The 25,754-nt window shown below is 60.1% G+C and carries 25 protein-coding genes; 12 read left to right on the forward strand and 13 right to left on the reverse strand.

What is annotated here, in order from left to right:
• Positions 1-98 precede the first annotated feature (98 nt).
• The gene (locus AC1Q8Q_RS19260) at positions 99-1,202 is read right to left on the reverse strand and encodes a DUF2855 family protein (protein ID WP_492615372.1); all 1,104 of its coding nucleotides are present in this window, start codon (positions 1,200-1,202) and stop codon (positions 99-101) included.
• Between the two features lie 55 nt (positions 1,203-1,257).
• Between AC1Q8Q_RS19260 and AC1Q8Q_RS19265 the strand changes: the two genes are divergently transcribed.
• A complete protein-coding gene (locus tag AC1Q8Q_RS19265) occupies positions 1,258-1,917 on the forward strand; it encodes a TetR/AcrR family transcriptional regulator (RefSeq protein WP_492615373.1) in 660 nt (219 codons plus the stop codon).
• 9 nt (positions 1,918-1,926) lie between these two features.
• Here the strand turns inward: AC1Q8Q_RS19265 and AC1Q8Q_RS19270 are convergent, their stop codons facing one another.
• Positions 1,927-2,487 (reverse strand): NADPH-dependent FMN reductase, encoded by a 561-nt coding sequence (locus AC1Q8Q_RS19270; RefSeq protein ID WP_492615374.1) that lies wholly within the window; start codon positions 2,485-2,487, stop codon positions 1,927-1,929.
• 181 nt (positions 2,488-2,668) lie between these two features.
• Here AC1Q8Q_RS19270 and AC1Q8Q_RS19275 point away from each other — a divergent pair, with 181 nt between their 5' ends.
• Together AC1Q8Q_RS19275 and AC1Q8Q_RS19280 are read left to right on the forward strand one after the other, a co-directional pair.
• Entirely contained in the window at positions 2,669-2,893 is a 225-nt protein-coding gene (locus AC1Q8Q_RS19275) for a hypothetical protein (RefSeq protein ID WP_020799292.1), read from the forward strand.
• Positions 2,894-2,984: 91 nt separating this feature from the next.
• Complete coding sequence (locus tag AC1Q8Q_RS19280) at positions 2,985-3,878, forward strand: LysR substrate-binding domain-containing protein (protein WP_033043366.1); 894 nt, start codon at positions 2,985-2,987, stop codon at positions 3,876-3,878.
• Here AC1Q8Q_RS19280 and AC1Q8Q_RS19285 read toward each other — a convergent pair.
• The 5 genes from AC1Q8Q_RS19285 to AC1Q8Q_RS19305 all read right to left on the reverse strand — a co-directional run bounded on the left by AC1Q8Q_RS19285 (position 3,844) and on the right by AC1Q8Q_RS19305 (position 9,188).
• Positions 3,844-4,458 (reverse strand): GNAT family N-acetyltransferase, encoded by a 615-nt coding sequence (locus AC1Q8Q_RS19285; protein WP_020799290.1) that lies wholly within the window; start codon positions 4,456-4,458, stop codon positions 3,844-3,846. The genes AC1Q8Q_RS19280 and AC1Q8Q_RS19285 overlap by 35 nt on opposite strands.
• Before the next feature lie 14 nt (positions 4,459-4,472).
• Complete coding sequence (locus tag AC1Q8Q_RS19290; RefSeq protein ID WP_083348966.1) at positions 4,473-6,728, reverse strand: Orn/Lys/Arg family decarboxylase; 2,256 nt, start codon at positions 6,726-6,728, stop codon at positions 4,473-4,475.
• Positions 6,729-6,917: 189 nt separating this feature from the next.
• Complete coding sequence (gene dnaQ, locus AC1Q8Q_RS19295; protein ID WP_033043368.1) at positions 6,918-7,676, reverse strand: DNA polymerase III subunit epsilon; 759 nt, start codon at positions 7,674-7,676, stop codon at positions 6,918-6,920.
• A 213-nt stretch (positions 7,677-7,889) separates the two neighbouring features.
• Complete coding sequence (gene rnhA, locus AC1Q8Q_RS19300; RefSeq protein WP_020799287.1) at positions 7,890-8,342, reverse strand: ribonuclease HI; 453 nt, start codon at positions 8,340-8,342, stop codon at positions 7,890-7,892.
• An 87-nt stretch (positions 8,343-8,429) separates the two neighbouring features.
• Positions 8,430-9,188 carry a class I SAM-dependent methyltransferase gene (locus tag AC1Q8Q_RS19305; protein WP_033043369.1) on the reverse strand — a complete coding sequence of 253 codons (759 nt, stop codon included), beginning with the start codon at positions 9,186-9,188 and terminating at the stop codon, positions 8,430-8,432.
• Positions 9,189-9,253: 65 nt separating this feature from the next.
• Here AC1Q8Q_RS19305 and gloB point away from each other — a divergent pair, with 65 nt between their 5' ends.
• The 8 genes from gloB (at position 9,254) to fabI (ending at position 19,948) form a co-directional block, all read left to right on the forward strand.
• Positions 9,254-10,021, forward strand: a complete 768-nt coding sequence (gene gloB, locus AC1Q8Q_RS19310) for a hydroxyacylglutathione hydrolase (RefSeq protein WP_020799285.1) — start codon at positions 9,254-9,256, stop codon at positions 10,019-10,021.
• Positions 10,022-10,120: 99 nt separating this feature from the next.
• Positions 10,121-11,557, forward strand: a complete 1,437-nt coding sequence (locus AC1Q8Q_RS19315; RefSeq protein WP_020799284.1) for a transglycosylase SLT domain-containing protein — start codon at positions 10,121-10,123, stop codon at positions 11,555-11,557.
• Between the two features lie 212 nt (positions 11,558-11,769).
• Positions 11,770-13,584 carry an extracellular solute-binding protein gene (locus AC1Q8Q_RS19320; RefSeq protein ID WP_404821812.1) on the forward strand — a complete coding sequence of 605 codons (1,815 nt, stop codon included), beginning with the start codon at positions 11,770-11,772 and terminating at the stop codon, positions 13,582-13,584.
• The gene (locus AC1Q8Q_RS19325; protein ID WP_492615375.1) at positions 13,581-15,422 is read left to right on the forward strand and encodes an extracellular solute-binding protein; all 1,842 of its coding nucleotides are present in this window, start codon (positions 13,581-13,583) and stop codon (positions 15,420-15,422) included. Before AC1Q8Q_RS19320 ends, AC1Q8Q_RS19325 begins: the two co-directional genes overlap by 4 nt.
• Positions 15,423-15,426: 4 nt before the next feature.
• Positions 15,427-16,500, forward strand: a complete 1,074-nt coding sequence (locus AC1Q8Q_RS19330) for a microcin C ABC transporter permease YejB (protein ID WP_020799281.1) — start codon at positions 15,427-15,429, stop codon at positions 16,498-16,500.
• A gap of 1 nt (position 16,501) precedes the next feature.
• A complete protein-coding gene (locus tag AC1Q8Q_RS19335) occupies positions 16,502-17,521 on the forward strand; it encodes an ABC transporter permease (RefSeq protein ID WP_492615376.1) in 1,020 nt (339 codons plus the stop codon).
• Between the two features lies 1 nt (position 17,522).
• The gene (locus AC1Q8Q_RS19340; RefSeq protein ID WP_168758012.1) at positions 17,523-19,133 is read left to right on the forward strand and encodes an ABC transporter ATP-binding protein; all 1,611 of its coding nucleotides are present in this window, start codon (positions 17,523-17,525) and stop codon (positions 19,131-19,133) included.
• A gap of 20 nt (positions 19,134-19,153) precedes the next feature.
• Positions 19,154-19,948 (forward strand): enoyl-ACP reductase FabI, encoded by a 795-nt coding sequence (gene fabI / locus AC1Q8Q_RS19345; RefSeq protein ID WP_020799278.1) that lies wholly within the window; start codon positions 19,154-19,156, stop codon positions 19,946-19,948.
• 140 nt (positions 19,949-20,088) lie between these two features.
• Here the strand turns inward: fabI and AC1Q8Q_RS19350 are convergent, their stop codons facing one another.
• The gene (locus AC1Q8Q_RS19350) at positions 20,089-20,943 is read right to left on the reverse strand and encodes a LysR family transcriptional regulator (protein WP_151142397.1); all 855 of its coding nucleotides are present in this window, start codon (positions 20,941-20,943) and stop codon (positions 20,089-20,091) included.
• A gap of 112 nt (positions 20,944-21,055) precedes the next feature.
• Here AC1Q8Q_RS19350 and AC1Q8Q_RS19355 point away from each other — a divergent pair, with 112 nt between their 5' ends.
• Positions 21,056-21,481, forward strand: a complete 426-nt coding sequence (locus AC1Q8Q_RS19355; protein WP_020799276.1) for a VOC family protein — start codon at positions 21,056-21,058, stop codon at positions 21,479-21,481.
• A 124-nt stretch (positions 21,482-21,605) separates the two neighbouring features.
• Here AC1Q8Q_RS19355 and AC1Q8Q_RS19360 read toward each other — a convergent pair whose 3' ends face one another.
• From AC1Q8Q_RS19360 to AC1Q8Q_RS19380, 5 genes are all read right to left on the reverse strand, one after another.
• Positions 21,606-22,178, reverse strand: a complete 573-nt coding sequence (locus AC1Q8Q_RS19360; RefSeq protein ID WP_151142401.1) for a GGDEF domain-containing protein — start codon at positions 22,176-22,178, stop codon at positions 21,606-21,608.
• A gap of 74 nt (positions 22,179-22,252) precedes the next feature.
• On the reverse strand, positions 22,253-22,834 hold the full coding sequence (locus AC1Q8Q_RS19365; protein ID WP_492615377.1) for a hypothetical protein: 582 nt from the start codon (positions 22,832-22,834) through the stop codon (positions 22,253-22,255).
• 1 nt (position 22,835) lies between these two features.
• Positions 22,836-25,004, reverse strand: a complete 2,169-nt coding sequence (locus AC1Q8Q_RS19370; protein ID WP_492615378.1) for a xanthine dehydrogenase family protein molybdopterin-binding subunit — start codon at positions 25,002-25,004, stop codon at positions 22,836-22,838.
• Positions 25,005-25,009: 5 nt separating this feature from the next.
• A complete protein-coding gene (locus AC1Q8Q_RS19375) occupies positions 25,010-25,465 on the reverse strand; it encodes a (2Fe-2S)-binding protein (protein ID WP_020799272.1) in 456 nt (151 codons plus the stop codon).
• A gap of 17 nt (positions 25,466-25,482) precedes the next feature.
• The coding region (locus tag AC1Q8Q_RS19380) for a hypothetical protein (protein WP_492615379.1) at positions 25,483-25,754 on the reverse strand (272 nt) is incomplete at its 5' end.

Below are 25,754 nucleotides of genomic sequence, written 5' to 3' on the forward strand. Positions count from 1 at the left end.
CCCCCCCCCCCCCCCCAGATCACGTTAGGCGTCTCGTGGGCTCGGAGATGTGTAGAAGAGACGGGGGAGCGAGCCTGCTCGCGAAGGGGCCACCTCAGTCACAACCGAATCACATGCCCCTCCACCGGCGCGACCTGTCCATGGAACAGGCGTGAAATAACCGACTGCGCCGCTTCGTAACCCTGGCTTTCCGCCACCTTCAGCAATGGCGCTTCACTGGCCGTCACTTTCCGGAAAAACGCCTGCAAACCCTCGCCGATATGCTGGCTGACCCCTTCCGGCCCCCAATCGGCATTACGCTTGCGAATCTGGATCGGCGCAAAAAAGAACACCGGCTGCGGGCCCTCGATGGCTGTCAATCGCGCCTCATCGGTGCTTTGTGCCGAGCCGGCGAAACAACTGTAGGCCAGCTGTCCGGCGAAATGCCGGTGCACCTGGTCACGCAGCTCAAGGTCGCCGGAAAAATCCACATACAGTGTTGGACGATCATTGGGCACGTCCGCCAAATCCGCGTAAGACACCGCTCGCTCGTAACAACCAAGACTCTCGACAAAAGCCTTGTTACCGGTTGAAGTCAGCGCAACGCGTTCCACGCCGGCAAGATTACCCAGGCAGACTGCTGTGCCGTAGGCGGTTTTGCTCGAGGCGCTGGAGAACACCAGTCGAGTTGCACCAAAGAACTGCTTGTCCTGCAAAAAGTCCGCGAGCATCGAAGAGGTCAGAAACAAGGGCTTGAGTAAAATCTGCAGGTTTTCGGTCTCCGGGCTGTAGTACGAATCCCAACTGCAGCGGGTGTATTGGTTGTACGCCGAGGTCAACCCGAGTCGATGCTCGGCACCGTCGTAGAAACCACGTTCGGTCACCCGTTCAGGGCGCATCCACAGATGGCTGGCAATCGGGAAATACCCGTAGAAACGTTCCCCGACCTTGATGCCAGCCACGTCAGAGGCCACGACATCGGCAAAGCCCCAGGCAGGGACGTGCCCCCATTGCTCTAATCCTGTAGGAAAGAACCCCCAGTAGTTCATCGAATTGCCATAGGCGGCGTAAGTAATGTTATTGGTCGTCAGCGCGCAACGGTCAATCTTCAAGATCACCTCGCCGGCCGCCGGAATCAGACTTCGCTGCAGCTCTTCAATCCGACTCTGGTCCAAGGCGTTTTTACGGGTTATCAGCCGTGTTACCGTACATGAACTTTGCATCCTTCAATCTCCTGCTGCGCTAGTGTGGCGGGTAGCACCAGAGTAATGGCCGCCGATGAAGAGCGGGTTCGGAAACACCAGGGGCGGCGCGCCCAACGTCAATCCCCGGGCAAAACCGCTGAAACGGCCGAGTCAGGCCCGGGCGATTTTCACCGTCGAAGCGATTTACCAGGCTTTTGTTCGGATTTGGCGCAGAAACGGTTGGCCTGGCTTGACCACTCGGGAAGTGGCACTTGAAGCAGGCGTTGCGATTGGCACGCTGTACGACTATTTCCCGAGCAAGGAAGCCCTGCTCTCCGGCTATATCCGACATCGACTGGATGCCTTGTTGCACCATCTGGATGAAGCGGTTGTGCAAGCCAATGAACTGGACTGGGCAACCCGGATTAAACGCCTTATCCGCCTGACCTGTACCCCCGACGATGAGCACCAGCCCTTTTTCAACCATGCCGTGCTGCTCATCGAACACCAGATCGCCGAGCCCAAACACCATCGAAGGCTGTTCGACGAGCTGTCGCAGAAATGGCGCGAAGCGATCGCAGCCTGTGGCGATCTGCCTGTACCCCCCTCACAGGCGACTATCGATGCCTGGGTCATCATGGCGTGGGGCGGACGGCGTTATTGTGTCACCGCGCAACCAGCGGCGGCGCAAACCGCCGCATGGTTGTCGGAAATGGAAACAATGATTTGTAGCCGACTGGCTAACGGTTCGTAATCCGGTGCATCAAAGCTTCTTGTGTTGCTCGACCCACTTGCCATAGGCATCGATGAACTTCTGCAAGAACGGCCTGACGGATTCCGACAGGTTGCCCGCCTCGTCGAACGCGGCACCGGCGCCACTGAGGTAGGCTTCCGGTTGTTGCATCATCGGCACATCGAGAAACACCATGGACTGGCGCAAGTGGTGATTCGCACCGAATCCACCGACCGCACCCGGCGAAACACTGATCACCGCACCCGGCTTGCCACTCCAGGCACTCTTGCCATAAGGGCGCGAACCCACGTCAATGGCGTTCTTCATCGGGGCAGGCACCGAACGATTGTATTCCGGGGTAACGAACAGCACTGCGTCGGATGAACTGACTTGTTGTCGGAAAGTACTGTAGGCTGCCGGCGGTGAAGGACCATCGATGTCTTCGTTGTAGAGCGGCAAATCCCCGATTTCGACGATGTTGAGCTTGAGGTTGGCCGGCGCCAGATCCGCCAGCGCGAGGGCGACCTTACGGTTGATCGATGCTTTACGCAGGCTGCCGACCACTACGGCGATGTTATAGACATTACTCATGGAAGACGCTCGATTGTCCGTGGGAGGAGCCTGTAGTTATAGATGATCAGGCGACGGTTCAGCCAATAAACACAGTATTGTGCGTCCTGATATATTTTTTTTACGTAGGAAAACTTACCGTGCCCAGTGGCGGTCTACCCCACCGCACATTGAGTGATTTATCTCCAGAGGTTCTAAGCAGATGGCAGCAGTACTCGTCGGTCAGTTCCATGCAAGAGATGCGGAAGGCCGTGTTTATTCCGTACATGAGTTCCAGGAATCCACCCAGTCCGCTGACGGCACGTCTGTCACCACGTACAAACTGGCAATTGGCGACCGCGTCAACAAACTCGATAACAACGAGTTTCAATTGGTGCAAACGGGTGTAACGCTGATCCGCGAACCGGAACCGATCGCCGCTTCATAACTCGGTGTTATGAGCAGAAGTCATATGCGCAGACTTGGGTTAGGATTCAGGCACTGACTCCTTCTTCACCTGCTGAACATGGACTTCACGCATGCGCTTACGCCATATCGAAGTGATCCAGGCGCTCCTGCAGACCGGTCACCTGGGCACCGCCGCTGAATGGCTGCAGTTGCCGGTGGCCGAAGTCGAACGCATTTTGCGCGACGCCGAGGATCAGTTGGGCTTCATGCTGTTCGCAAGCGTTCGCGGACGCTTGCAGGCCACGCGTGAGGCGCGGGCGTTGCAGGTCGAAATCACCCGTGTCTACGATGCACTCGAACCGGTGCAGCGCCTGGCGAGCAGCCTGAGGCAATACCTGGCCGCGCCGTTACGCATCATCTGCACCCCGCCCCTCGCCCAGCAATTGTTGCCGCACAGCATCGCCGCTCTGCGCCGACGCTTGCCTGACGCACCCTGTACGCTCCTGAGCCAACCCACACGCGAGATCGTGCGCAGCCTGCTGCTTCGCGAAAGCGACCTGGGCTTGAGCCTGCATGATCCCGATCACGCCGATATTCATTGCCAGCCAATCGCTCACGGCAAGCTGCAGCTGCTCGCCCCTCACGGCTGGCTGCAACCCAAGCAGAAGTACATCTCGCTCCAGGACCTGGCCGGCCAGGCGATGGTCGGGCTTGAAGGCCATGACCCGCTGAGCCCGGCGCTTGAAAACAAACTGCATGCGCTGCGGCCGGCGCCGGTGATACAGACGCGGGTGCAAACCCACCAGATGATGCGCAGCATGGTCGAGGCCGGTGAAGGCTTGGCCATTGTCGACCCTTTCACCGCCCTGGGCGCCAAATCGACCGGGCTCGACGCCTGCCCGCTGGCACCGGCCGTGCCGATCACCCTCTACGCCCTGACCCTGAAAAACGGCGAGCCCTCGCCAGCCCTTCAGGCTTTGCTGGCGATCATCACGGAACAAGCCGCGGTGATGTTGGCGAACTGATGGGGCTTTCCAGCGGGTTGTCGAACAATCGGTACCAGAACAGCGCCACTTCGGCAGTATTTGGGTCAATACCCCGATAACGCAGATGGTCGATGCCACCGATCATGAAGCCGCAACGCTCGTAAAGCCGACAGGCGCCCAAGTTGTTGTTCTGGGTTTCCAGCATGACGCCGGGCAGTTTCTTCTTGCGACTCCAGAACTGCGCCACATCCAGCAACGCCTTGGCCACACCGTGTCGCCTGGCCGGCGCATGCACCGCCAACTCATCGATATGGGCAAAACCGTTCCAGTTGGTGCTGATCACCAGGTGGCCAACAGGTTCGTCGTCCAGGTACGCCATGAAAATCGCGCTGTCGGCGGCATCGCGAAAGCTGCTGAACTCTTCCGGATCGATGCCATAGCATTTGCGATAAGGGGTGATGGGCGTGACCTGCCACTTCTCTACCGGCTGGCCGATTTCGGCAGCGCCGTAGGCAGCGACTTCAAAACTGAAATCACTGCCCCATATATAAGCGGCAAAGCCCTCGTCGGCCACGCGCACCGACAGCCCTGGGTAATTCGGATTCATAACCGGTTGCATACTGGGAAAGGTCCTCATTCCTTGATGCAATCGACGGTGTAGTGCCGTCCATTGCCCTCGTCTTCGTGTTGCAATCCATGCACATCAGCGACGAAACCCGGGAAACTGCTGTCGAACGTGCGAGCAAACGCCAGGTAGTCGATGATCGAGCGGGTCGCCTCGGTAAAGCGCTCTCCGGGCATGATCAACGGAATGCCCGGCGGGTATGGCACCAGCATCACGGCGGCGATACGTCCGTCCAGCGCATCGATCGAAACCGCCTCGACTTCGCCACGTACCAGATGATCATACGCATCCGCCGGCTTCATGGCGATTTGTGGCAGTACCGTGTACATCCGCTTGAGATGCTTGGCCGTGGCATTACTGCGATAACAGGCGTGCAACTGATCGCACAGGTCTCGCAAGCCCATGCCCTGATAGCGCGCGCCGTGCTGTTGCGCCACGCAAGGCAGGCAGCTGGCCAGACTGACGTTGGCGTCGTAGCTGCGCTTGAACTCCAGCAACTCGGTCAGCAACGTGCTCCACTTGCCCTTGGTGATCCCCATCGAAAACAACACCAGGAACGAATACAGCCCGGTCTTTTCGACCACCAGCCCGCGCTCCCAGAGAAACTTGCTGACCACGGCCGCCGGAATCCCGCGCTCGCTGAGCGCACCGCCCGCGGTCAGGCCCGGCATCACCAGGCTGACCTTGATCGGATCGAGCAAGACATAGTCGTCGCTCACTTCGCCAAAGCCGTGCCAGTCATCCGCAGGTTGCAGCAGCCAGTCCTCGGTCACCACACGGTCGATGCCTTCGACCGACGGCGGCTGCCAGATGGAAAACCACCAATCGTCGGCGGCGATATGCTGGCGCAGATTGGCCAGCGCCCGCCGAAAGCTCAGGGCCTCGTCGAACATCTCCTGCAACAGCGAACGCCCGGCCCCGCCCTCCATCATCGCCGACGCCACATCCAGAGACGCGATGATGCCGTACTGCGGTGACGTGGAAATATGCATCATGAAGGCTTCATTGAAACGATCACGGTCCAGTTGCCGGGCGCCACCGTCCTGCACATGGATCATCGACGCCTGGCTGAATGCCGCCAGCAGTTTGTGCGTGGAATGGGTGGTGAACACCAGGGGGCTGTCTTCACTGCGGGACGTGCCCATGCCGTAGCGCCCGGCAAAAAACTCATGGAATGCCGCATAGGCGTACCAGGCCTCGTCAAAGTGCAAGACTTCGACGCTATTGCCCAATTGCTGCTTGATCAGTTCGGCGTTGTAGCAGAGGCCGTCGTAGGTTGAATTGGTCACCACCGCCAGCTTGACCTTCGGCGTCCGGCCCTTGGTCAACGGACTGGCATCGATCTTGGCCTGGATCGATTCGCGGCTGAACTCACTCAGCGGAATCGGCCCGATGATCCCCAGTTCATTGCGCTCCGGGCACAGGTACAGCGGAATGGCACCGGTCATGATGATCGAGTGCAATACCGACTTGTGGCAATTGCGATCAACCAGCACCAGATCGTCGCGAGCAACCATCGAATGCCAGACAATCTTGTTCGCTGTCGAGGTGCCGTTGATCACGAAGAAGGTGTGATCGGCGCCAAAGTTACGCGCTGCCCGCGCCTCCGCCTCTGCCAGGGGCCCGGTGTGATCCAGCAGTGAGCCCAGTTCCGGCACCGAGACCGATAGATCCGAACGCAGGGTGTTTTCCCCGAAGAACTGATGGAAAGCCTGCCCTACCGGGCTCTTGTGATACGCCACCCCTCCACCGTGACCGGGGGTGTGCCAGGAATAATTGGAATCGGCGGTGTGCTGCACCAACGCCTTGAAGAACGGCGGCAGTAAGCCATCGAGGTACTTGCGCGCGGCCCGCGCCACCTGGCGTGCGAGGAATGGCACGGTGTCTTCGAACAGATACAGAATGCCGCGCAACTGATTGAGCTCGGCCATGGCGTCGGCGGGCGCGTTTTCCAGGGTCACTTGCTCGCCGAGGGCGAAAATGGGCAGGTCCGGCGCCCGCACTCGCGCCAGCCCGATCAGCTCGGCCATATTCTGTAACAAATGCGAATGGGCACTGGCGTCTTCTGCCGCTATCAGCATGCACGAGAGGCCATGATGGGTCGACGCGACCAGCCGGCCTTCGGTGTAGTCCATCGCCGAGACGATACTGAAACCTTCCTGCTCCAGTTCCCGGGCGATACCCCGCACGCGATCACCAGCGACGGTGTCGGCCTTGATGTCGCGATGGACGATCAGGACCGGGAATTTCAGATCTTTATACATGGGGCTCAGTGTCCTGAGGCGGCAGGCCAGAGCCTGTCAATCACCTCAGGGTAGAGGGTTGGAGCGGATGTGGCGAGTGCGACGCACTGAAATGGGTCAACTGATCGGCGTGAAGATCAAAAGATCGCAGCCTCGTTTCACTCTGTAGGAGCTGTCGAGTGAAACGAGGCTGCGATCTTGTTAACGGACCTATGCCGAAGCCTCAGCCTCAGCCAATTGCAACCAAAGCGCCGGCCCACCGGCGGATTTGCTGATGATTTCCAGGCGCGCCATGTGCTGGGCCAGCTCTTCTTCAGTGGCGCGAATGATGCGCGCTGGCTGACGGTCGGCCGGCAGGCGGCGGATTTCAGTGGCGGAGTTGTCCGCACCCTCGCCGGAACCATTACCGTCCGACGCATTGCCCGCCAGGGACAGGCTGGTCTGGCCGCCGGTCATGGTCAGGTAGACGTCGGCCAGGATCTCGGAGTCGAGCAAGGCGCCGTGCAGCTCACGGCCGGAGTTGTCGACGCCATAGCGCTTGCACAAGGCGTCGAGGCTGTTGCGCTGCCCCGGGTGACGTTCCCGGGCCATCATCAAGGTATCGAGGATCGAGCAGTGCTGGGTGATGTCCGCACGATCGTGCTGGCCCATCAGGGCAAATTCGTTGTTGATGAAGCCAACGTCGAACGCCGCGTTATGGATGATCAGCTGCGCGCCCTTGATGAATTCGAAGAACTCTTCGGCCACCTCGGCGAAACGCGGCTTGCCCACCAGAAATTCGTTGGTGATGCCGTGGACGCCGATGGCGCCCTCGTCACTTTCGCGGTCCGGTTGCAGGTAAACGTGAAAATGCCGGCCAGTGAGGCGCCGACCGATCAGCTCGACACAACCGATCTCGATAATCCGGTGGCCGTCGGTCACCGGCATGCCGGTGGTTTCGGTGTCGAGTACAACGGATCTGGTGGCCATCGGGTGCTCAGCTCTCAATCGGTCAATCGGGCAAAAGCGGCGATATTAACACGCTTGCCGGGGTCTTTCAGATACACCGTGTCACGGCCTTCGCGAGCAGGCTCGCTCCCACACTGGATCGCAGGTGAACGCAGAATTTGCGCTCAAGGAGATCAAATGTGGGAGCGAGCCTGCTCGCGAAGGCAGCGACACAGTATGTCTTTGGCGTTGAATTCAGGCCTGTTTGAAGCCGCGCACTTCATCCACGCCACGGTTGGCCAGTTGATCCGCCCGTTCGTTGCCGTGATGGCCAATGTGCCCACGTACCCATTTCCAGGTGACGTTGTGGCGATTGACCTGCTCGTCCAGCAGCATCCACAGGTCAGCGTTCTTGACCGGTTCCTTGGCTGCGGTTTTCCACCCGCGTTTTTTCCAGTTGGCCATCCACTCGTTGATGCCTTTCATCACATATTGGGAGTCGGTCACCAGCAACACATCGCACGAACGCTTGAGCTCTTCCAGGCCACGAATCGCGCCCATCAGCTCCATGCGGTTGTTGGTGGTATTGGCTTCGCCTCCCCAAAGTTCTTTCTCCACGCCCTTGCACACCAGCAATGCGCCCCAGCCGCCAGGGCCAGGGTTGCCCTTGCAGGCGCCATCGGTGAAGAGTTCTACGCTATCGCTCATGCCAATCTATCCAGAAAATGCAGTGGCCCGCCAATAGAAGATCGACGACGCCCAGGACCGGGTAACCCCGGCCGGAAAAAGGAGGTATCACGGTTCGATGTTGCGACGATTGACCTTGGCCATCGGCAACGGGATCAACTTGCCCATCGGTTCGCGGCGCTCCTGACGGACCGGTCGCAGGCCTACCACGATCTTGCGCGCCACCAGTAGATAGAAGCCGCCACCGGACAATTGCCAGTCACCGGCCTTGCGCTCCCAGCCGGCCAGGCGAGCCTGCCAGGTGGGTGAAGCCAGCGGCGGACGATAGCACCCGAAGCGGCGTTTCTCCAGCGCGAAGCCCAGCAGGTTCAGCCAGTCAGCCACCCGCGAGGGGGAAATGCAGCGTGCCTTGCGCAATCCGTCGTGGGCAAATACATGGCGCAGTCCCCAAGTGCTCCAGGGATTGATGCCGATGATCAGCAAATGCCCGCCGGGCCGCACACTGCTCGCCGCCTCCCGCAACAAGCCGTGAGGCGACAGGCAGAAATCCAGCCCATGCTGCAGTACCACCACATCGGCGGCATGCTCACTCAGCGGCCAGGCCTGCTCCTCGCAGACGATCTCGACCCCGGGCAACGGTGCACCCAGGCGCACGTTGCGCTGCACCTGCGGCGCCGACGGCGGGGTCTGGGCCGACGGCCCGTAATGCACCAGGTAGCCTCCGAAGAAACGCCCCAGCTCGTCTTCGAGCATGCGCCGCTCTTCATCCAGCAGCAGTTGCCCAAGGGGACCGGACAGCCAGTCACGTGCTGCGCTGATCAACGCCAGCCAGTCAGGATCAGCCTGAGCGAACGCTTTATCGGTCATTGCATTCTCCAACGCGCCAGGAAGTTCTAAGATGCGCCATTGTTTTCCGCTTGGCGAATCCGACGATGATACAGATCACTGCCCTGCCCGCCTTCACCGACAACTACATCTGGTTGTTACAAGACCCCGACACCCGACGTTGCGCGGTGGTCGACCCGGGCGATGCCGCGCCCGTAAACGCCTGGCTCGCGGCCAATCCGGGCTGGGTCCTGAGCGATATTCTGATCACTCACCATCATCATGACCATGTCGGTGGCGTCGAACAGCTCAAGAAAGCGACGGACGCGACCGTCTATGGTCCTGCCAGCGAAAGCATCCCCAAGCGGGACATCGCGCTCAAGGATAACGATCGTATCAATGTGCTGGGCCATGACTTCGAGATCATTTCGGTGCCCGGTCATACCCTGGGCCACATTGCCTATTATCACCCCGGCCTGCTGTTTTGTGGCGACACCCTCTTCGCGGCAGGTTGCGGGCGCCTGTTCGAAGGCACGCCCCAACAGATGTACACCTCGCTGTCGCGCCTTGCCGCGCTTCCCGAGGACACCCGGGTGTATTGCACCCATGAATACACTCTGAGCAACCTGCGCTTCGCTGCCGCGGTCGAACCCGGCAACGCCGACACCCTTGAACGCCTGGCCAGCGTGGCCCGTCAGCGCGAAGCCGGCATCATCACGCTGCCCTCCACGGTGGCCCTGGAAAAACGTACAAATCCGTTTTTGCGTACCGGTGAAACATCCGTTAAAGAAAAAGCGGATGAACGGACCGGCACCGATAACTCCGCGCCCGATATGGTTTTTGCTGCACTAAGGGCCTGGAAAGATACGTTCTGAGCAGTTTGCACGATGGTCCAAAAACTCTGAAAGGTTGACCGCAGAGGGTGTGCTTTCTAGAATCGCCCGACATTTTTGCCCGGAACTTACTTCCAGCCAATGTCGTCATCTATACGCAAAGCCATCAATTCGGACGCACTGACCCGCCTGGCGCAAGCCATAGCGGTGGCTGTGTCCGCGACATTGGCGGGCTGTTCCAGTCATGTGCCGCAGACCGATGCGGCACACGCACCGAATATTGCCGCGCGCGCCAAGCAGAAACCCGTCTTCCTCACTGAAAAGCCCAGCCCACAGATCCCGCAGGATGTCTGGGAGCGTATGCGCCAGGGTTTCCAGCTGCAGGATGGCCTGGGCGTCAACCCGCGCATCGAGCAGCAACGACTGTGGTTCGCCAGCAACCCGTCGTTTCTCGAAAACGCCGGCGATCGCGGCAGCCTGTACATCCACTACATCGTCGAGCGCCTTGAAGAACGCAACATGCCGCTGGAACTGGCGCTGCTGCCAGTGATTGAAAGCGCCTACAACCCGATGGCTTATTCCCGGGCCAATGCAGTGGGCTTGTGGCAGTTCATTCCCTCCACCGGGCGTTACTTCAACCTGCGCCAAACCCGTTTTTATGATGGCCGGCGCGATATCACCGCTTCGACGACGGCGGCCATGGACTACCTGACCCGCCTGCACGACATGTTCAACGGCGACTGGCTGCTGGCCCTGGCCGCCTACAACGCCGGTGAAGGCACGGTCAGCCGTGCCATCGAACGCAACGAGCGACTCGGCCTGCCAACCGATTACTGGAACCTGCCCCTGCCCGCCGAGACCCAGGCCTATGTGCCGAAGTTGCTGGCACTCTCGCAGGTGGTGATGGCGCCGGACGCCTACGGCGTGAACCTCAACCCGATTGCCAACGAACCGTATTTCCAGGTCGTCGAAATCAACCAGCGCATGGACCTGTCCAAGGTCGCCGCGGTGGCCAACATCGACGAAGACGAACTGTTCCAGCTCAACCCCGCTTTCAAGCAACGCACCACCATCGACGGCCCGCAGCACTTGCTGGTACCCACCTCCAAGGCACAACTGCTGACCACCAGCCTGCAGACCATGCGCCCCGAAGAGTTGATCAGCAAGAAGCAGCTCAAGCCGGTTTTCGAAGGCGCGGACGATACGCAACTGGCGAGCGCCAAACGTAGCTATCGGGTCAAACGCGGCGATAACCTGGGCTCCATCGCCAAGGCCAACAATGTCGACGTCAAGGACCTGCAACGCTGGAACAAGTTGAGCGGCAAGAATCTCAAGCCTGGCCAGACGCTGGTCATGCAAGACACCGGCAAGCGCAACTCGGGACGCATCAACACCGTGGTCGCGGCCAAGTCGAAGACCCAGAAGCCGCAGTCGCAATACAAAGTCCAGCAAGGCGATTCGCTATACATGGTAGCCAAGCGCTTCAACGTTGAAATGCAGCACCTCAAGCGCTGGAATCCTCGTGTCGGCCAGGCGTTGAAGCCGGGGCAAATGTTGACGGTTTCCAGTCCGCATTAAAAATTGATGTGATGCCGAAAAGATCGCAGCCTGCGGCAGCTCCTACAGGGGAATACGTTTCCCTGTAGGAGCTGCCGCAGGCTGCGATCTTTTTTGTACCCGAACACAGCTTTCGAACCCCGTCTTTTTCCTGTCCATACAAGCTGTTACTGTACGATCCACAATGCCCAAGCCGCCCGGATCGGATTCCTTATTTGAAGCGTCCCCTCCTCCTGCTCCTGATCAGCCTGGCCTTGAGTTCCACCGCAAGCGCGACGATCAGCGAAAGCCACGGTTATGCGCAGTTCGGCACGCTCAAGTACCCGGCCAGATTTACCCACTTCGACTGGGTCAACCCGCAAGCGCCCAAGGGCGGTACGTTGCGGGTCATGGCATTTGGCACCTTCGATACGCTCAACCCCTACACTTTCAAGGGCACGAGCCCGGTTGCAACATCCAATTTCCTGCAATACGGCATCAACGAGCTCAACGAGCCGCTGATGGTCGGCACTGGCCAATACGCGCCGTCAGGTGACGAGCCGACCTCCAGTTACGGCCTGATCGCCCAATCGGTGGAATACAGTGAGGACCGCAGCTGGGTCGTCTTCAATTTGCGTCCGCAAGCCCGCTTCCACGACGGCACGCCAATCACCGCCTTTGATGTGGCATTCTCCTACCGCCTGCTGCTCAAGGAAGGCCACCCGCAATATCGCACCAACCTGCAGGAAGTGTCGCGGGTCGACATCCTCAACCCCCTGCGTATACGGTTCGTGTTCAAGCGTGCCGGCAATCCCTTGCTTATCCTGCGTCTGGGGGAGTTGCCAGTGTTGCCGCAGCATTACTGGAAAGGCCGCGACTTCAAGGCGACCACCTTCGAGCCGCCGCTGGGCAGCGGGCCGTATCGCATCACCTCGGTTGCGCCGGGACGACAGATCGTGTTCGAGCGAGTCAAGGACTATTGGGGCAAGGACCTGCCAGTCAATCGCGGCAAGTACAACGTCGATCGCATGGAAGTCGAGTTCTATCGTGACAGCGATGTCGCGTTCGAAGCGTTCAAGGCCGGCGAGTTCGACATCTATATCGAGCACCAGGCAAAAAACTGGGCCACCGGCTATGACTTTCCGGCGATTCGTCGTGGCGAGGTGATCAAGGCGCAGATCCCGCACCAGATCCCGACCCAGACCCAGGGCCTGTTCATGAACAGCCGCCGCGCGACGTTCGCCCAAGCGAGGGTTCGCGAAGCACTGGGCCTGATGTTCGACTTCGAGTGGACCAACCGCACGTTGTTCAGCGGCGCCTACCAACGCGCCATGAGTTACTACCCCAACAGCGAGTTTTCCGCCAGCGGACTTCCAGTCGGCCACGAATGGCTGTTACTCAAGCCGTATCGCGAGCAATTGCCAGCGAGGTTGTTCACCGAGCCTTTCAGCCTGCCGCAGACCCAGGGTCGCGGCATTCCCCGGGATACCCTGCGCAAAGCCTTGGCCCTGCTTGCCGAAGCCGGCTGGAAGCTCAACGGCCAGCGCTTGCAGAACGCGGCCGGGCAACCGCTGCGCCTGGAGATTTTGCTGGTCAACCCGAACCTGGAGCGCATCCTTCAACCCTATGTCGAAAACCTGGCCAGCATCGGCATCGACGCCAAGCTGCGCACGGTCGATCGTGCACAGTACAAGCAGCGCCTCGATCAGTTCGATTTCGACATGATCCTGATGACCCTTAACCAGACCCTCAGCCCGGGCCTGGAGCAATGGCAGTACTTTCATTCCAGCCAGGTCACGGTCAAGGGCAGCAAGAACTACGCAGGCATTGCCAATCCGGTGGTGGACCACCTGCTCGAACAATTGCTCGCCGCCAAGACCCGCGATGAACAAGTCGCCGCCGGCAAGGCACTCGACCGCACACTGCTGTGGCAGCACTACATCATTCCCAACTGGTACCTCAATTATCACCGCCTGGCCTACCGTAACCGGTTTGGCTTCGTCACGACGCCGCCCTACACCCTGGGCCTGAGCGCGTGGTGGCTGAAATCTTCGGAGAAAGATCGATGAAACCCGCAAGCGCGCTACTCCTGCAGGCCAGCGCTCTGTTGTTTGCAGGATGGGCCTTCGCCGCCCCGCAACATGCCCTGACCCTGTACAACGAACCGCCGAAATACCCGGCTGACTTCAAACATTTCGACTACGTCGACCCGGACGCGCCCAAAGGCGGAAAATTCCGTCAGGCCGGGTTCGGCGGGTTTGACAGCCTCAACCCGTTCATCAGCAAGGGCGTGTCGGCCAACGACATCGACTTGATCTACGACACCCTGGCCCGACAGAGCCTGGATGAACCTTTCACGGAATATGGCCTGATCGCCGGCAAGATCGAAAAAGCCCCGAACAACGACTGGGTGCGTTTCTATTTGCGGCCCGAAGCGCGTTTCCATGATGGGCATCCGGTTCGCGCCGATGACGTGGTGTTCAGCTTTCAGACCCTGGTCAAGGATGGCGCACCGATGTACCGCGGCTACTACAGCGATGTCGAAGACGTGGTCGCCGAAGATCCGCTGACCGTAGTGTTCAAGTTCAAGCACAGCAACAACCGCGAATTGCCGTTGATCCTTGGCCAGTTGCCGGTGCTGCCCAAGCACTGGTGGGCGAGCCGCGACTTCAACAAGGGCAACCTGGAAGTCCCACTGGGCAGCGGCCCGTACAAGGTTACCGAAGTGAAGGCCGGGCGCTCGGTGCGCTATGAGCGGGTCAAGGATTACTGGGGCAAGGACCTGCCGATCAACCGCGGCTTCTACAACTTCGACGTGATGACCACCGACTACTACCGCGACAATACGGTCGCGCTGGAGGCCCTGAAGGCCGGGCAGTTCGATTACTGGTTGGAGATGACCGCGAAGAACTGGGCCAACGCCTACAATATCCCGGCGGTGACCGAAGGCCGGCTGATCAAGGAACAGATCCCCAACGGCAATCCCACCGGTATGCAAGGCTTCGTGTTCAATCTGCGCCGCCCGCTGTTCCAGGACGTGCGCGTGCGCCAGGCCCTGACCCTGCTGCTGGACTTCGAATGGACCAACAAGCAATTGTTCAACGGTGCCTACGCAAGGACCCGCAGTTACTTCGAGAACTCGGAAATGGCTGCCACCGGCTTGCCCGATGCCGATGAGTTGGCAATCCTCGATCCGTTTCGCGGCAAGATCCCCGAGCAGGTATTCAGCGAGGCGTTCCAGAATCCCGTGACCGACGCCAGTGGCATGATCCGCACCCAGCAACGCAAGGCTTACCAACTGCTGCAAGAGGCCGGCTGGCGCATCGTCGATGACAAGATGGTCGACGCCACCGGCAAACCGGTGAGCATCGAATTCCTGTTGGCCCAAACCGAATTCGAACGGGTCCTGCTGCCGTTCAAGCGTAACCTGAGCGACCTCGGCATCGAACTGGTGATTCGCCGGGTCGACGTTTCGCAGTACGTCAACCGCGTGCGCTCGCGGGACTTCGACATGATCGTCGGCAGCTTCCCGCAGTCCAATTCGCCGGGCAACGAACAGCGTGAGTTCTGGATGACCGCGGCCGCCGACAAACCCGGCAGCCGTAATTCCATGGGCCTGAAAGACCCGGTGGTGGACCAGTTGGTCGAACAACTCATCAACGCCGACTCACGAAGAAGCCTGGTGGCCCACGCCCGCGCGCTGGACCGCGTGCTGCAATGGGGCTATTACGTAATCCCCAACTGGCACATCAAGACCTGGCGCGTGGCGTACTGGAACCACATCGGCCACCCCAAGGTCTCGCCTAAATATGACATCGGCATCAACACCTGGTGGATCAAGCCCGATGCGAAACCGGCCATAGAGATCGAAACCAAATTGCAAGCCGACCCTGCGGGCACGGAGTAATCAGATGCTGGCGTATATTTTTCGGCGACTGCTGCTGATCATCCCGACACTGTTCGGCATCTTGCTGATCAACTTCGTGATCATCCAGGCCGCCCCCGGTGGCCCCGTGGAACAGATGATCGCCAAGCTCGAAGGCTTCGAAGGCGCCACCAGCCGCATCGCCGGCGGCGGCGCCGAGGTGTCGGTGGCCGGCTCCGCCTATCGCGGCGCACAAGGCCTGGACCCGGCGCTGATCAAGGAAATCGAGCACATGTACGGCTTCGACAAATCGGCGCCGGAACGCTTATGGATCATGGTCAAGAACTATGCCTCCCTGGATTTTGGCGACAGCTTTTTCCGTGATGCCAAGGTCATCGACCTGATCAAGGAAAAGATGCCGGTATCGATCTCCCTCGGGTTGTGGAGCACCCTGATCATGTACCTGGTGTCGATCCCGTTGGGGATCGCCAAGGCCACGCGGCATGGCAGCCACTTCGACGTCTGGACCAGTTCGGCGATCATCGTCGGCTATGCGATCCCGGCATTCCTGTTCGCCATCCTGTTGATCGTGGTGTTTGCCGGCGGCAGTTACCTGGACTGGTTCCCGTTGCGCGGGCTGACCTCGAACAACTTCGACGAGTTGAGCATGGGCGGCAAGATCCTCGACTACTTCTGGCACCTGGCGCTTCCGGTGACCGCATTGGTGATCGGCAACTTCGCGACCATGACCCTGCTGACCAAAAACAGCTTCCTCGATGAAATCAACAAGCAGTACGTGGTCACCGCCAAGGCCAAGGGCCTGACCAATCAACGCGTGCTGTATGGTCATGTATTTCGCAACGCCATGCTGCTGGTGATCGCCGGTTTCCCCTCGGCATTCATCGGTATTTTCTTCACCGGTTCGTTGCTGGTGGAAGTGATCTTCTCCCTCGACGGCCTCGGCCTGATGAGTTTCGAAGCGGCGATCAACCGCGATTACCCGGTGGTCTTTGGCACCTTGTTCATCTTCACCCTGCTGGGGCTGGTGGTGAAGTTGATCGGCGACCTCACCTACACCTTCGTCGATCCGCGCATCGACTTCGAAAGCCGGGAGCATTGAGATGAACCTGTCCCCGCTCAATCGACGACGTTTCGAACTGTTCAAGGCCAACAAACGCGGCTGGTGGTCGCTGTGGCTGTTCCTGATCCTGTTCGGTGCCAGCCTCGGTGCCGAGTTGATCGCCAACGACAAGCCACTGGTAGTGCACTACGACAATGGCTGGTACTTCCCGGCCCTCAAGCGCTACCCGGAAACCATCTTCGGCGGCGAGTTCCCACTGGAAGCCAACTACAAGAGCCCGTACATCCGCGAACTGCTCAAGGCCAAGGACGCCTGGGTGTTATGGGCGCCGATTCCCTACAGCTACCAGAGCATCAATTACGACCTGAAGGTCCCTGCCCCCGCGCCGCCATCGGCCGATAACCTGCTGGGCACCGATGACCAGGGCCGCGATGTGCTGGCCCGGGTGATCTACGGCTTCCGCATTTCCGTATTGTTTGCACTCACGTTAACGCTGCTCAGCTCGCTCATCGGGGTGATCGCCGGCGCGCTGCAGGGTTTCTACGGTGGCTGGGTGGATCTGGCCGGGCAGCGTTTCCTGGAGATCTGGTCCGGTTTGCCGGTGCTGTACCTGCTGATCATCCTCGCGAGCTTCGTCCAGCCGAACTTCTGGTGGCTGCTGGGGATCATGCTGCTGTTTTCCTGGATGAGCCTGGTGGACGTGGTGCGCGCCGAGTTCCTGCGTGGGCGCAACCTTGAATACGTGCGTGCAGCCCGGGCCTTGGGCATGCAGAATGGCGCGATCATGTTTCGTCACATCCTGCCCAACGCCATGGTCTCGACCATGACTTTCATGCCGTTCATCCTGACCGGCGCCATTGGCACCCTGACCGCCCTGGACTTCCTTGGCTTCGGCTTGCCGGCCGGCAGTCCGTCACTGGGTGAACTGGTGGCCCAGGGCAAATCCAACCTGCAAGCGCCCTGGCTGGGCATGAGCGCGTTCGCGGTGCTGGCGTTGATGTTGAGTTTGCTGGTATTCATCGGCGAGTCCGCTCGCGATGCCTTCGACCCGAGGAAGTGAAATGAATCAGGACAATCTGATCGAAGTGCGCGACCTGGCCGTCGAATTCGTCGTTGGCGAGCGCTGCCAGCGAGTGGTCGAAGGTGTCAGCTTCGATATCAAGCGTGGCGAGACCCTGGCGCTGGTGGGTGAAAGCGGGTCCGGCAAATCGGTAACGGCGCATTCGATCCTGCGCCTGTTGCCCTACCCGCTCGCCCGGCACCCGTCGGGGACAATCGAATATTCCGGGCAGAACCTGCTCAACCTGAAAGAGAAAACCATCCGCCATATCCGCGGCAACCGGATCGCGATGATCTTCCAGGAGCCGATGACTTCGCTCAACCCGCTGCACTCGATCGAGAAGCAGATCAACGAGGTGCTGGGCATCCACAAGGGCCTGATTGGCAAGGTCGCGACCAAGCGCACCCTGGAATTGCTGGAAATGGTGGGCATTCCCGAGCCGGAAAAGCGCCTCAAGGCCCTGCCCCACGAATTGTCCGGCGGCCAACGTCAGCGCGTGATGATCGCCATGGCCCTGGCCAACGAGCCGGAACTGCTGATTGCCGACGAGCCGACCACCGCGCTGGACGTGACCGTTCAGCTTAAAATCCTCGAATTGCTCAAGGAACTGCAGGCCCGCCTGGGCATGGCGCTGCTGTTGATCAGCCACGATTTGAACCTGGTGAAAAGAATTGCGCATCGCGTATGTGTCATGCAGCGCGGTTGCATCGTCGAACAGGCATCGTGCGAACAATTGTTCCGCGCGCCGCAGCATCCGTACACTCGGGAGCTGCTGGCAGCGGAGCCCAGCGGGACGCCTGCGACCAATGTCGTCGGCCCGCCCATGCTCACGGTCGAGGACCTGAAAGTCTGGTTCCCGATCAAGAAAGGCTTGCTGAAAAAGACCGTGGATTACGTCAAGGCGGTAGACGGCATCAATTTCAGCCTGCCCCAGGGCCAGACCCTGGGGATCGTGGGAGAAAGCGGTTCCGGCAAATCGACACTGGGCCTGGCGATCCTGCGCTTGATCGGCAGTAAAGGCGGCATCCGTTTTGAAGGCAAGCAGCTGGACAGCCTGACGCAGCAACAGGTGCGGCCACTGCGGCGGGAAATGCAGGTGGTGTTCCAGGACCCCTTCGGCAGCCTGAGCCCGCGAATGTGCGTGAGCCAGATCGTCGGCGAGGGCCTGCGGATCCACAAGATGGGCACCGAGGCTGAACAGGAACAAGCGATTATTGCAGCACTCAAGGAGGTAGGTCTGGACCCGGAAACCCGGCACCGCTACCCCCACGAATTTTCCGGCGGGCAACGGCAGAGAATCGCCATTGCCCGGGCATTAGTGCTAAAACCGGCGTTGATTCTGCTGGACGAGCCGACTTCGGCCCTCGACCGCACCGTGCAACGCCAAGTGGTCGAGCTGTTACGATCACTGCAAAGCAAGTACAACCTGACGTATCTGTTTATCAGCCATGACCTGGCTGTCGTCAAGGCGCTGAGCCACCAGTTGATGGTGGTCAAGCAGGGCCAAGTGGTCGAACAGGGAGACGCGCAAAGCATTTTTGCCGCCCCCCAACATCCGTATACACAGCAGTTGCTGGAAGCCGCCTTCCTGGTTCCAGCCACTGCGCAATAACCTGAAAAGAGGAGCAACACATGGGTTTTCTCGCCGGTAAGCGCGTACTGATCGTCGGTGTCGCCAGCAAGCTGTCCATCGCATCCGGCATCGCTGCCGCCATGCATCGCGAGGGCGCTGAGCTTGCCTTCACTTATCAGAACGACAAACTCAAGGGTCGTGTCGAAGAATTCGCACAGGGCTGGGGTTCGAGCCCTGAGCTGTGCTTCCCGTGCGACGTGGCCAGCGATGCGGAAATCGCCAAGGTCTTCGAAGAGCTGAGCAAGAAGTGGGACGGCCTGGACTGCATCGTGCACTCCGTAGGCTTCGCCCCGGGCGATCAACTGGACGGCGACTTCACCGAAGCCACCACCCGTGAAGGTTTCCGCATTGCTCACGACATCAGCGCCTATAGCTTCGTGGCCCTGGCCAAGGCCGGCCGCGAAATGATGAAAGGCCGCAATGGCAGCCTGCTGACCCTGTCGTACCTGGGCGCCGAGCGCACCATGCCCAACTACAACGTGATGGGCATGGCCAAGGCTTCCCTGGAAGCCGGCGTACGCTACCTGGCCGGCTCCCTGGGCCCGGACGGTACTCGCGTGAACTGCGTATCGGCCGGCCCGATCCGCACCCTCGCCGCTTCCGGCATCAAGAACTTCCGCAAGATGCTGGCCGCCAACGAAGCGCAAACCCCTCTGCGTCGCAACGTCACCATCGAAGAAGTCGGCAACGCCGGCGCCTTCCTGTGCTCGGACCTGGCGTCCGGCATCAGTGGCGAAATCATGTACGTGGACGGTGGCTTCAACACCACGGCCATGGGCAATCTGGAAGAGTGATCTTCGGTTAGCCATTAAAAAACCCGCCTTTTTGGCGGGTTTTTTATTGGGTCAAGATCAAAAGATCGCAGCCTTCGGCAGCTCCTACGATGGATATGTGTACACCTGTAGGAGCTGCCGAAGGCTGCGATCTTTGATCTTCAAACAAGGCACTGCGCAAACAATTGCTGAATCGGCTGCGTCCGTTGGCTGTACCGCTGCGCCAACACAATCTCCCGGTAAAACGTCAACTCGCCCAACGGAATCACCCTGACGTTCGCCCCATGCTCCAGCCACAGCCCCGCTTCGGGCAGCAACGAAATGCCCAGCCCGCACTCGACCATCTTCACAATGGCTTCCAGCTCATCGAGCTCCAACGCAACGTGCACGTCGATTTGCTGTTCACGAAGAAATCTTGTCACCAGTCGCCCGCCGAATGAATTGCGGTCGTAACGCACATGGGGATGTTCGGCGAGCAACTTGAGCGGCTCGTCGCCTTCAAGATCCGTCGGCACGATCAGCACAAAAGGCTCGCGGCGGATCACTTGCGCCGACAGTTCCTTGGGCAGTTCGAACGGTGGCTTGATGAGGATCGCCAGGTCCACTTCGCCGGTGTCCACCTGGCTCAACAGGTTCAAGGACACGCCCGGCACCAGTTTTGGCTCCAGGTGCGGCGCCTGCTGGCGCAATCGCAACAGTGCCTGGGGCAGCAATCCGGTCTGCACCGTGGCCACGGCGCCGATCTTCAATTCGCCCCTGTACTCGCTGACGTCATCACTGACCGCCATTCGATTGAAGATTTCCAGCATTTCCCTGGCCATCGGCAACGCGCGCTGCCCCGCCGCATTCAGCAAGGCCTGACGCCCGGTGCGATCGAACAAGCGAATGCCGAGGGCCTGTTCCAGGTTGCGGATCTGCGCGCTGACTGCCGACTGCGTGAGGCCGATGTGCATGCCCGCTGCGGCGAATGTGCCGTAGCGCGCCACCGCGATGAAGGTTTTCAGTTCCCGAAGCATGGGGCCACCGATTGATCGAAAAAATTTGAGCTCGACGCAAAAACTATCGTCTTTCAATCAAAAAGCACAGCGCTAAACTCAGCGTCAATATTCCATAACCGAGGCACGCCCTATGCAACTCTCGCCTTTCCACCTGGCCATTCCGGTCTATGACCTGGCCGCCGCGCGGCACTTCTACGGGAGCGTGTTCGGCCTGGAAGAAGGTCGTTCCAGTGACCACTGGGTCGATTTCAACTTTTTCGGCCATCAACTGGTGATTCACCTCGCGCCAAAAAATGCTTCGCAAGAAGCCGCCCATACCAACGCGGTTGACGGCCATGACGTGCCCGTACCGCATTTCGGCGTGGTGTTGGGCATGAAAGAGTGGGAGGCACTGGCCGAACGATTGAAGTCGCTGCAGACGCGTTTCGTGATCGAGCCGGGGATTCGTTTTCAGGGACTGGTGGGCGAACAGGCGACGATGTTTTTGTTCGATCCGTGCGGGAATGCGCTGGAATTCAAGGCGTTCAAGGATATTGGGCAGTTGTTTGCCAAATGAAGGCAGGCGTGGCCTCCAAGGCCGCCTTCGCGAGCAGGCTCGCTCCCACACTTGACCGATTTGAAATGCTATCAACTGTGGGAGCGGGCTTGCCCGCGATGGGGCCAGTCATTGCACCACAATGCTACCGGCCCAACGCTTTTTCAGCCTCAACCAGCATCTCTTCAACCGAGCCATGAACCGCTGGATCATGCTCAATCTGCCCGATACTGAAACGAATCTCGTACCCGCTATGCGCCGTGGCCATGCGTTCATCGAGCATTTCTTCGAGCCGCGCCTTGATCGCCTCGATGTCCACGCTGCCGGAACCTGTGAGCAAGGCCACGAAGGTGGCGCCCTCCAGCCGCCCGACCACGTCATTTTCCCGAAAACCGATGCGCAGTACATCGGCAAAGGTTTTCAGCGCCTTATCACCTTCGGTGCGACCAAACAGGTAGTTGATGCGTTTGAACTCGTCAAGATTGAAAAACAGCAACGTCGCCGGTCGGTCCAGTTGCTGGCAGGCGTCCAGCCCCAATTGGGCCAACGCGAGGAAACCGTGCCGGTTGGGCAATAGCGTCAACTCATCCATGCTCGCCATCTGTACCCCGATCAGCTCTTGCTCTGCCTTGCGGGCCAGATCGCGCAAAAGCTCACGCTCCTGCTGTGGCGTCCCTGCACGTACACACGATTTGTGCGGTTTGCCTGAGATCAGCATCACATACTCCATAGGTGGGTATGTTCTTTAGAGTCCTCGATATCGGGTTTGACTCCATGTCGACTCGCCGTTGGTCAGCTACCCACTACCGGACACGGCCCGCCGGCGTCCGCCCAGCGCTTGAACTGTGTGACAAAAACATCGTGCGGCACCGGCACTGGCGCGCGATCACCGCCAGGATTCCAGCCCCACAACACCAGTTTGTCTTCGCTGACGTGCTTGATCAGCGCTGCAAAATCGCGATCACCGTTGCTCGCGCGGTCCTTGATCATGCTGCACAACATGTCCGGAGGCAGGCCGATCCAGGCCATTTTGTGCGCCGCCGGTGGCAGGCTCCAATGCGGTGCCCCAGGCGGTGCATTGGCGCCGTAACTGACGGGTGGATTGGCCTCGGCATGGCAGCTGGCGCAAGGCAACCCCGAAGCCCCCTTGCCGTCCATGCCGCGTACCACGTTCATCGCATGGGGCAACCCGGCGTCGAACTGCAAGGGGGCGTCTCCGGGAATGTGGCAGTTCTGGCATCGGGGGCTCTGGAACACCTTCTGGACGGTGTCAAAGGCCTTCACCGCCTCCTTGTCATCGGCGAACAGTTCTGTTGCATAGACAAAAAGGCAAATCAGTATCAGCGAGCCGAGCAACCAATGGTGTCGTTTCATCTCACACCCCCGACAGTTGCAACGGCAGTTCACGCAGGCGTTGCCCGGTCAGGGCGTACACCGCGTTGGCCACTGCTGGCGCCGTGGGTGGAACACCGGCCTCGCCGATGCCACCGGGTTTTTCGTTGCTGGGCAGGATATGCACTTCGACCACCGGCATCTCGTTGAGCCGCAGCACCTGGTAATCGTGATAGTTGGACTGCACGACCCTGCCATCCTTGATCGTCAGCTTGCTGTGCAAGGTGAAACCCAGGCCGAAGGCGATGCACGACTCCATTTGTGCCGCGATGCTCTGAGGATTGACCGCGATCCCACAGTCCACCGCACACACCACCCGATGCACACGAATCGCCAGGTTATCCTGGGAGACTTCGGCGACCTGGGCCACGTAGCTGCCAAATGACTCATGCACCGCCACGCCCAGGGCGTGGCCGTCCGGCAACGGCGCCTTCCAGTTGGCCTTCTCTGCCGCCAGGTTCAATACGCCAAGATGCCGTGGATGCGCCTTGAGCAAGGTCCGCCGGTACTCCACCGGGTCCTGGTTTGCCGCCGCGGACAGTTCGTCGATCAACGATTCCATGACGAAGGCGGTGTGCGTATGCCCCACTGAACGCAGCCACAACACGCTGATACCGGTGTTTGGCGAATGCAGCTCAACCTGATGATTAGCCAGCCCCTGCAGGTAGGGACCGTCCGCCACGCCCTCCACGGACGTCTTGTCGATGCCGTTCTTGACCATGGCCGCTTCAAGCGAGGTGCCGGCCATGATCGACTGTCCGACCAGCACATGCTTCCAGGCCAGCGGCAGGCCATCAGCGCCCAGGCCGACTCGCGCCTGATGCAGGAACGCCGAGCGATAATAGCCCCCACGGATGTCATCCTCCCGCGCCCACACGGTTTTCACCGGCCCGCCCGCGGCCTTGGCGACCTGGACCGCTTCGGCGACAAAGTCCGAGGTCGGATTGGCGCGCCGGCCGAATCCGCCGCCCAGGAACTCGGTATGGATCTCGACCTGCTCAGGCTTGAGCCCGGTGATTTTGCCGGCGATCATCTGGTCCAGGGTCTGGAACTGCGTACCGGTCCAGATCTCGCATTTGTCCTGGGTGATGCTCACGGTGCAGTTGAGCGGCTCCATGGGTGCATGGGCCAGGTAGGGCACGCTGTACTCGACATCGAGGGTCCTGGTCGCTTTGGCCAGTGCAGCCTGGGTATCGCCGGCCTCGCTCACGGGCAGCCCGGGCGTGGCAGCGAGCTTGCGGAATTCCTCGAGCAATTGCTCGCTGTCGAGCCCTGCGTTCGGCCCCAGGTCCCACTCGACGTGCAGCGCATCACGTCCCAGTTTCGCCGCCCAGTAGTGATCAGCAATCACCGCCACGCCGGTCGGCACCTGCACCACCTTGTGCACACCGGGTATCGCCAGCGCCTCGGCGCCTTCAAAGGATTTGACGCTGCCACCAAACACCGGAGAACGCGCGACCATCGCCGTCATCAGGCCATCGAACTGCACGTCCATGCCAAATTTGGCGCGGCCGGTGATTTTCTCCGGCGTATCCAGGCGCTTGGTGGGTTTGCCGATGATGGTCCAGTCCTTGGCCTCCTTGAGCTTGATGGTCGCAGGGTCCGGTACCGGCAGCTTGCCGGCGTCGTCAGCCAGTTCGCCGTAGGTGGCGTGCCGGTCGCCGGCAATCACCACGCCCGACTCCGTGCGAATCGCCGAGGGTGCGACGTTGAAGCGCTTGGCCGCGGCCTCGACCAGCAGCAAACGCGCCGCCGCACCGGCCTGACGGTAACGGTCGAACTCCATCCAGGTCGAGGTCGAGCCGCCGGTGATCTGCATGCCGCCGAACCCGGCCAGACCGTAATCGGCGGCCGAAGCCGGTGCGTGCTCGACGCGAATTTTCGACCAATCGGCGTCCAGCTCTTCGGCGATCAGCATGGTCAACCCGGTCCAGATACCCTGACCCATTTCCGAATGACCGAGCAACACGGTGACGCTGTTGTCATTGCCGATGCGCAGGAAGGCATTGGGTGCGAACACGTTGCCCTGGTTTTCCGCGCTCCGGGCAAAGCGATGGCCCCCGGGGATGACAAACGCTATCACCAGCCCACCGCCCAGCATGGCACTGCCCTTAAGAAAATCGCGGCGCGATAGTGGATCGCTGCTGTTCATGGCCATCAACCCAATTGGGCGGCGCGTTTGACCGCGGCGCGGATTCTTGGGTAAGTGCCGCAACGACAGATATTGCCTGACAACGCCTGGTCGATGTCGCTGTCGGTCGGTTGCGGGATCTTTGCCAGCAAGGCCGCCGCAGACATGATCTGCCCAGACTGGCAATAACCGCACTGCACCACATCGAGTTCGGCCCAGGCTTGTTGCACCGGGTGCGAGCCGTCGGTGGACAGGCCTTCGATAGTGAGGATTTTCTGTCCATGGGCCACGGCCGTGGCCGGTGTGATGCAGGAACGCAAAGGCGTGCCGTCGATGTGCACGGTACAGGCGCCGCACTGGGCCATGCCACAGCCGAACTTGGTGCCGGTCAGGTGCGCAACATCGCGCAGGACCCACAGCAGCGGCATGTCCGCAGGGACATCCAGCTCCTGGTCCTGGCCATTGATATTCAAGGTCAGCATTGCGACGGCCCTCAGACTCACGGTGTTCTGAAGTTGGCGCCGCTGTGGCGATCAGGAACCTGCGCGCGCCTTGGGGTTATCCCTACAGCTAAGCGCAAATTGTCCGGCAGGCCGAGGTGTATCGACCACCGGTCACAAAAGCTACCTGGTGACCGACCCTTTATTTGTTGTCGGAGTACATATCCGTTGAGTACATATCCATTGCTGCGGTAACGGCCACTTATGGTTTCGCTTTTACAGCGACTCCCTTTTTCAAACGCCAAAAAGGAAGCAAAAGGCTTTGCCCCAC

The organism is Pseudomonas sp. GW823-FHT06B06, assembly GCF_058795195.1.

What these genes read in the sequence shown, in the direction of transcription:
- AC1Q8Q_RS19305 (WP_033043369.1), bottom strand. Translation starts at nt 9,188, where the DNA reads ATGACCGATAAAGCGTTCGCTCAGGCTGATCCTGACTGGCTGGCGTTG.
- gloB (WP_020799285.1), top strand. Translation starts at nt 9,254, where the DNA reads ATGATACAGATCACTGCCCTGCCCGCCTTCACCGACAACTACATCTGG.
- AC1Q8Q_RS19355 (WP_020799276.1), top strand. Translation starts at nt 21,056, where the DNA reads ATGCAACTCTCGCCTTTCCACCTGGCCATTCCGGTCTATGACCTGGCC.
- AC1Q8Q_RS19315 (WP_020799284.1), top strand. Translation starts at nt 10,121, where the DNA reads ATGTCGTCATCTATACGCAAAGCCATCAATTCGGACGCACTGACCCGC.
- AC1Q8Q_RS19335 (WP_492615376.1), top strand. Translation starts at nt 16,502, where the DNA reads ATGAACCTGTCCCCGCTCAATCGACGACGTTTCGAACTGTTCAAGGCC.
- AC1Q8Q_RS19325 (WP_492615375.1), top strand. Translation starts at nt 13,581, where the DNA reads ATGAAACCCGCAAGCGCGCTACTCCTGCAGGCCAGCGCTCTGTTGTTT.
- AC1Q8Q_RS19340 (WP_168758012.1), top strand. Translation starts at nt 17,523, where the DNA reads ATGAATCAGGACAATCTGATCGAAGTGCGCGACCTGGCCGTCGAATTC.
- AC1Q8Q_RS19330 (WP_020799281.1), top strand. Translation starts at nt 15,427, where the DNA reads ATGCTGGCGTATATTTTTCGGCGACTGCTGCTGATCATCCCGACACTG.
- AC1Q8Q_RS19290 (WP_083348966.1), bottom strand. Translation starts at nt 6,728, where the DNA reads ATGTATAAAGATCTGAAATTCCCGGTCCTGATCGTCCATCGCGACATC.
- AC1Q8Q_RS19280 (WP_033043366.1), top strand. Translation starts at nt 2,985, where the DNA reads ATGCGCTTACGCCATATCGAAGTGATCCAGGCGCTCCTGCAGACCGGT.
- AC1Q8Q_RS19285 (WP_020799290.1), bottom strand. Translation starts at nt 4,458, where the DNA reads ATGCAACCGGTTATGAATCCGAATTACCCAGGGCTGTCGGTGCGCGTG.
- AC1Q8Q_RS19265 (WP_492615373.1), top strand. Translation starts at nt 1,258, where the DNA reads ATGAAGAGCGGGTTCGGAAACACCAGGGGCGGCGCGCCCAACGTCAAT.
- AC1Q8Q_RS19370 (WP_492615378.1), bottom strand. Translation starts at nt 25,004, where the DNA reads ATGAACAGCAGCGATCCACTATCGCGCCGCGATTTTCTTAAGGGCAGT.
- AC1Q8Q_RS19350 (WP_151142397.1), bottom strand. Translation starts at nt 20,943, where the DNA reads ATGCTTCGGGAACTGAAAACCTTCATCGCGGTGGCGCGCTACGGCACA.
- AC1Q8Q_RS19360 (WP_151142401.1), bottom strand. Translation starts at nt 22,178, where the DNA reads ATGCTGATCTCAGGCAAACCGCACAAATCGTGTGTACGTGCAGGGACG.
- AC1Q8Q_RS19375 (WP_020799272.1), bottom strand. Translation starts at nt 25,465, where the DNA reads ATGCTGACCTTGAATATCAATGGCCAGGACCAGGAGCTGGATGTCCCT.
- AC1Q8Q_RS19275 (WP_020799292.1), top strand. Translation starts at nt 2,669, where the DNA reads ATGGCAGCAGTACTCGTCGGTCAGTTCCATGCAAGAGATGCGGAAGGC.
- rnhA (WP_020799287.1), bottom strand. Translation starts at nt 8,342, where the DNA reads ATGAGCGATAGCGTAGAACTCTTCACCGATGGCGCCTGCAAGGGCAAC.
- AC1Q8Q_RS19260 (WP_492615372.1), bottom strand. Translation starts at nt 1,202, where the DNA reads ATGCAAAGTTCATGTACGGTAACACGGCTGATAACCCGTAAAAACGCC.
- fabI (WP_020799278.1), top strand. Translation starts at nt 19,154, where the DNA reads ATGGGTTTTCTCGCCGGTAAGCGCGTACTGATCGTCGGTGTCGCCAGC.
- dnaQ (WP_033043368.1), bottom strand. Translation starts at nt 7,676, where the DNA reads ATGGCCACCAGATCCGTTGTACTCGACACCGAAACCACCGGCATGCCG.
- AC1Q8Q_RS19270 (WP_492615374.1), bottom strand. Translation starts at nt 2,487, where the DNA reads ATGAGTAATGTCTATAACATCGCCGTAGTGGTCGGCAGCCTGCGTAAA.
- AC1Q8Q_RS19365 (WP_492615377.1), bottom strand. Translation starts at nt 22,834, where the DNA reads ATGAAACGACACCATTGGTTGCTCGGCTCGCTGATACTGATTTGCCTT.